Raw genomic sequence first — 5669 nt, forward strand, 5'->3', positions numbered from 1 at the left:
GCCTGGGCATGGATGCCGCGGCCAAGCCCCCAAGGACGGGTTTACGGCGTCTCCCGCAACCGGACCCACCCCGCCAACCCACGGATAACCAGCTTTTGCTTTTGACGTTGACGTTGATTAGGCAGGTGCAGGGCTGCAAGCCCTGCTCAACACCCCCTACCTGCGGGGCGCCAGCTGCTCGAGCATTTCCCAGGACTTCAGGCCGCGCGGCCCCAGGTGATGGGCCAGCACCCGCCGCATCGGCAGGCGCAGGCTGGCCAGATCGGCGGCATCCGGCTCTTCGTCGGCCGCCAGCGCCAACAGCGCCGACCCGGTGGCGGCTGCCCGGCGCTCCCCGCCGCGCTCGCTCAGCAGGCGCTGCGCACCCTCCTGCGGGTCCAGTTCGTAGCGCGCCGCCGGATCGATCGGCTGGCCATCGCTGGCGCTGTCCAGCTCGAAACCCAGGCCCAGCGCAGACAGCAGCTCGCGTTCGAAACGGCGCAGGGTCCAGGCCAGGCCAGCGCCCACCGCCAGCCGCGCACGCGCCTCGCCGTAGGCGAGGTACAGCTCCGGCAGCGGGTCCTGGCGCGGGGCCAGGCGCAGGGTCAGTTCGCTCAGGTAGAAACCGGCCAGCATGGCCTGCCCGACCAGGCGTGGCGCGGCATCCAGCGCCTCGGCGCCACGCAGCTGGGCCAACTCACCCCGCTGCTGGGCACTGAAGCGGATCCACTGCAACGGCTGCAGGGCGGCGCGCAGCACCTGGCCCTTGGCAGTGGACACGCCACGCGCAAGGAGGCCGATACGGCCATGCTGCGCGCTCAACACTTCGACCAGCAGGCTGGTCTCGCGGTAGGCCCGTGCGTGCAGCACGAAGCCGGTGTCGTCCTCGATCATCATCGAAGCGACTACAACGCCTTACTCGTAACCGAAGGCCTTCAGCGCGGCCTCGTCGTCGGACCAGCCTTCACGCACGCGCACCCAGGTTTCCAGGAACACCTTGGCCCCGAACAGACGCTCCATCTGCAGGCGGGACTTGGCGCCGATCTCCTTCAGGCGGGCGCCGCCCTTGCCGATCACGATGGCCTTCTGGCCTTCACGCTCGACCCAGATCACCGCACCGATGCGCAGCAGGTTGCCGTCCTCGGTGAAGCGCTCGATCTCGACAGTGGTGGCGTAGGGCAGTTCCTCGCCGAGCTGGCGCATCAGCTGCTCACGCACCAGTTCACCGGCCAGGAAACGCTGGCTGCGGTCGGTGATCTCATCCTCGCCGAACATCGGCGGGGCTTCCGGCAGCAGCTTCAGCACGTCGCGCACCAGCGCTTCCAGGCCATTGCGCTTCTGCGCGGAGATCGGATGCACGGCGGCGAAGTCGCGACCCTCGGTCACCTGCTGCAGGAACGGCAGCAACGCGCCCTTTTCCTTCAGGCGATCGATCTTGTTGACCACCAGCACCACCGGGATGCCGGCGTCGCGCAGCACGTTGAACGCCAGGCTGTCCTCTTCATCCCAGCGACCGGCTTCGATCACCAGCAGGCCGGCATCGACGCCTTCCAGCGAGCCACGCGCGGCGCGGTTCATCACCCGGTTCATCGCCCGCTTCTGCACCTTGTGCAGGCCGGGGGTGTCGACCAGCACCAGCTGGCCTTCCGGATAGGTGGCGATGCCCAGCAGGCGATGGCGCGTGGTCTGCGGACGGTTGGAGACGATGCTGACCTTGGCGCCGACGAGAGCATTGGTCAGGGTCGACTTGCCCACGTTCGGGCGGCCGATGACGGCCACGCTGCCGCAATGATGGGGAGTTTGTTCGCTCACTTGGAATCCAGTTGTTCTAGGACGGCCGCAGCCGCCTGTTGTTCGGCAAGCCGCCGCGAGGCGCCTTCGCCCTCGGTGCTGGCGGCCGGGTCGGCTACGTTGCAGCGTACCCGGAAGTGCTTGGCGTGGTCGTCACCGGATTCTGACACCAGTTCATACTGCGGCAACGCCTTCTGTCGGGCCTGCAGCCATTCCTGCAGGCGGGTCTTGGGGTCCTTCTCGGGCCGGCCGGAGGCCGGCAGTGCCTCGATCGAAGCGCTGAACCAGGGCAGTACCACCGCCCGGCAGGCCTCGAAACCGGCATCCAGGTAGATCGCAGCCACCACGGCTTCCACCGCGTCGGCCAGGATCGAATCACGACGGTGGCCACCGGACTTCATTTCGCCCGGGCCCAGGATCAGCCGCTCGCCCAGCTCCAGGCTACGTCCAATCACCGCCAGCGCGCCCTCACGCACCAGCTCGGCGCGGGCACGGGTCATCGCGCCCTCGTCGGCCTTGGGCCAGCGTCGGTACAACGCCTCGGCCGCCATCATGTTGACGATGCTGTCGCCCAGGAACTCCAGGCGCTCGTTGTGTGGCGCCCCGGCACTGCGATGCGTCAGCGCCTGCTTCAGCAGCGCCGGGTCGCGGAAGGGATGACCGATCAGGTCACCACGTTGGAAAGGTTTATTCGGCACCGCTTCGGGTCAGGTCCTGGGATGAATCGAATTTGCCAACCACGTCCAGGTTGCCGACCAGCGGACGGCGCACTTCGTAGTTGACCTTGAGGGTCCAGCCATTGTCGCGACGGTCGAACTTCACGTTGGCCGGCTTCACGTTTTCCGAGTAATTGATGTACAGGCGCTTGAAGAACAGATCCTGGATCCGGGCCGGCTCCATGCTGCCCACGCCCGGCTCCTTGGCCAGGCTCTTCATCGCCGAGCGCACCGCGTAATACTCCTGGTACATCGGGAACAGCTTCATGCCGATGTAAAGGAAGAAACCCACCACGATCAGGACCGCCAGGAACGAGGTCAGGGTCATGCCACGCTGCGTGTTCATCGTCTTCATTGCGTTCTCCCCAGATACGCGTTGGATGTGAAGGTACTCAGTTGATGCTCGAGCCGATCCGCGACGGCTCGAAGCCATCCTTGCAGAACCAGCCCTGGCAGTTCAGCCAGATCAGGAAGGCCTTGCCGCGCAGGTTTTCTTCCGGCAGCAGGCCCCAGAAGCGGCCATCGTCGCTATTGTCACGATTGTCGCCCATCACCAGGTACTTGCCGGCCGGTACGGTCCACTGGCCCTGGCCACGCGGATAGTCGGTCTCCAGCACGGTATGGGTACGGCCCGGCAGGTGCTCGACCAGCAGATTGGCGCCCTCGCCCTGGCCCTTGTGCCCGGCATAGATGCCCTTGTTGTCGTACTTCAGCGGTTCGCCATTGAGGATCACGCCGTCGCCTTCGAAGACCACGGTGTCACCCGGCACGCCGATCACGCGCTTGATGAAGTTCTCGCCCTTGGCCGGATCGTTGTCGCTGTGGCCGGGGAAGTGGAACACCACCACGTCGCCGCGCGACGGCTCGCCGAAGGGGACGATCTTGGTGTTGCTGATCGGCAGGCGCAGGCCGTAGGAAAACTTGTTGACCAGGATGAAATCGCCGATCAGCAGGTTCGGCATCATCGAGCTGGACGGGATCTTGTACGGCTCGGCGATGAAACTGCGCACGATCAGCACGATCGCCAGCACCGGGAAGAATGCACGCGAGTAGTCCACCAGCACCGGCTCGGTGTCGAGCAGGCCCGCGCGCTGGGCGCGGCGCTTGGCGAGGTACAGCTTGTCGGCGAGCAGGATCAGGCCCGAGGCCAGGGTCAGCACGACCAGGAGGATCTCAAACAGTTTCATTCAGGGTCCTTTGCAACGTCACCAGACGACCGGCCCCGCGAGGCCGGTGCGGGCTTACTTGTTGTCCATCTGCAGCACGGCCAGGAACGCTTCCTGCGGGATCTCCACGCGGCCGACCTGCTTCATGCGCTTCTTGCCTTCCTTCTGCTTTTCCAGAAGCTTCTTCTTGCGCGAGACGTCGCCACCATAGCACTTGGCCAGCACGTTCTTGCGCATCGCCTTGACCGTGGTGCGGGCGATGATCTGCGAGCCGACGGCAGCCTGGATGGCCACGTCGAACATCTGGCGGGGGATCAGGTCCTTCATCTTCTCGCACAGCTCGCGGCCGCGGCGGTCGGCGTGGCTGCGGTGCACGATCAGCGACAGTGCGTCGACCTTGTCACCGTTGATCAGCACGTCAACGCGCACGAACGGGCCCGCGTCGAAGCGCACGAAGTGGTAATCCAGCGAGGCATAGCCACGGCTGACCGACTTCAGCTTGTCGAAGAAGTCCAGTACCACCTCGGCCATCGGCAGCTCGTAGCTGATCTGCACCTGGCTGCCCAGGTAGTTGATGCCGATCTGGCTGCCGCGCTTTTCTTCGCACAGCTTGATGATGTTGCCGATGTATTCCTCGGGAGTGAGCACATTGGCGCGGATGATCGGCTCGCGGATCTCCTCGACCTGGTTCACCGGCGGCAGCTTGGCCGGGTTGTCCATGTTGATGACCGAGCCGTCGGTCTTCAGGACCTCATACACCACCGTCGGCGCGGTGCTGATCAGGTCCAGGTTGTATTCGCGTTCCAGGCGCTCCTGCACGATCTCCATGTGCAGCATGCCCAGGAAGCCGCAGCGGAAGCCGAAGCCCATCGCTTCGGAGCTTTCCGGCTCGAAACGCAGCGCGGCATCGTTCAGGCGCAGCTTGTCCAGCGCTTCGCGCAGGTCCGGGTAGTCTTCGGCATCGACCGGGAACAGGCCGGCGAACACGCGCGGCTGCATTTCCTGGAAGCCCGGCAGCGGCTTCGGCGCCGGATCGCCGGCCAGGGTGAGGGTGTCGCCGACCGGCGCACCATGCACGTCCTTGATGCTGGCGGTGACCCAGCCCACTTCACCGGCACGCAGCGCCGGCAGCACCTTGCGCTTGGGAGTGAACACGCCGACGTTGTCGACCTGGTGGTTGCGGCCGGTCGACATCACCTGCAGCTTGTCACCGGCCTTGATCTCGCCCTGCATCACGCGCACCAGCGAGACCACGCCCAGGTAGTTGTCGAACCACGAGTCGATGATCAGCGCCTGCAGCTTGTCGGTGTCGCGCGGCACCGGCGGCGGGATGCGATGGACGATCGCCTCCAGCACGTCCTGCACGTTGAGGCCGGTCTTGGCACTGACCGGCACGGCGTCGGAGGCGTCGATGCCGATCACGGCCTCGATCTCGGCCTTGGCGCGCTCGATGTCGGCGGTGGGCAGGTCGATCTTGTTGATCACCGGCACCACTTCCAGGCCCTGCTCCACTGCGGTATAGCAGTTGGCCACCGACTGCGCTTCCACGCCCTGCGCCGCATCGACCACCAGCAGCGCGCCTTCGCAGGCGGCCAGCGAGCGGCTGACTTCATACGAGAAGTCGACGTGGCCGGGGGTGTCGATGAAGTTCAGGTGATAGGTCTGCCCGTCCTTGGCCAGGTACGGCAGTGACACCGATTGCGCCTTGATCGTGATGCCACGCTCGCGCTCGATGGGATTGGAGTCGAGCACCTGCGCTTCCATCTCGCGGGCCTGCAGGCCACCACAGAGCTGGATGATGCGGTCGGCCAGCGTGGACTTGCCGTGGTCGACATGGGCGATGATGGAGAAGTTGCGGATGTTCCGCATCGAATCAGAAGACATAGGTGGCGGCGGCGCGCGGCGTCGTCAGGGTAACGGTCGATTATCGCATGCCCGGCGCCCGGCCGCGAAAACTGCCTCATCGGACCGGGGCCAGAACGGACGAAGCCCCGCCGGGGCGGGGCGTAGGGGGCCG

At 65.7% G+C, this 5669-nt stretch carries 6 protein-coding genes; all 6 read right to left on the reverse strand.

Going from position 1 to position 5669, the window contains the following annotated elements:
• Positions 1 to 156 precede the first annotated feature (156 nt).
• The 6 genes from recO to lepA are packed head-to-tail and all read right to left on the reverse strand — an operon-like array spanning position 157 to position 5521.
• Entirely contained in the window at positions 157 to 876 is a 720-nt protein-coding gene (gene recO / locus ABGA94_RS07655) for a DNA repair protein RecO (RefSeq protein WP_049447075.1), read from the reverse strand.
• Positions 877 to 894: 18 nt separating this feature from the next.
• Entirely contained in the window at positions 895 to 1791 is an 897-nt protein-coding gene (gene era / locus ABGA94_RS07660) for a GTPase Era (protein ID WP_005410599.1), read from the reverse strand.
• The gene (gene rnc / locus ABGA94_RS07665; RefSeq protein WP_005418230.1) at positions 1788 to 2468 is read right to left on the reverse strand and encodes a ribonuclease III; all 681 of its coding nucleotides are present in this window, start codon (positions 2466 to 2468) and stop codon (positions 1788 to 1790) included. The genes era and rnc overlap by 4 nt, the downstream gene beginning before the upstream one ends.
• Positions 2458 to 2841 (reverse strand): DUF4845 domain-containing protein, encoded by a 384-nt coding sequence (locus tag ABGA94_RS07670; protein ID WP_014038086.1) that lies wholly within the window; start codon positions 2839 to 2841, stop codon positions 2458 to 2460. Before ABGA94_RS07670 ends, rnc begins: the two co-directional genes overlap by 11 nt.
• Before the next feature lie 37 nt (positions 2842 to 2878).
• On the reverse strand, positions 2879 to 3673 hold the full coding sequence (lepB, locus tag ABGA94_RS07675; protein ID WP_005418234.1) for a signal peptidase I: 795 nt from the start codon (positions 3671 to 3673) through the stop codon (positions 2879 to 2881).
• A 54-nt stretch (positions 3674 to 3727) separates the two neighbouring features.
• Positions 3728 to 5521 carry a translation elongation factor 4 gene (gene lepA / locus ABGA94_RS07680; protein WP_005418237.1) on the reverse strand — a complete coding sequence of 598 codons (1794 nt, stop codon included), beginning with the start codon at positions 5519 to 5521 and terminating at the stop codon, positions 3728 to 3730.
• Positions 5522 to 5669: the final 148 nt, after the last annotated feature.

Source organism: Stenotrophomonas sp. 3diitr2024, assembly GCF_042136455.1.
GTDB lineage: Bacteria > Pseudomonadota > Gammaproteobacteria > Xanthomonadales > Xanthomonadaceae > Stenotrophomonas > Stenotrophomonas sepilia.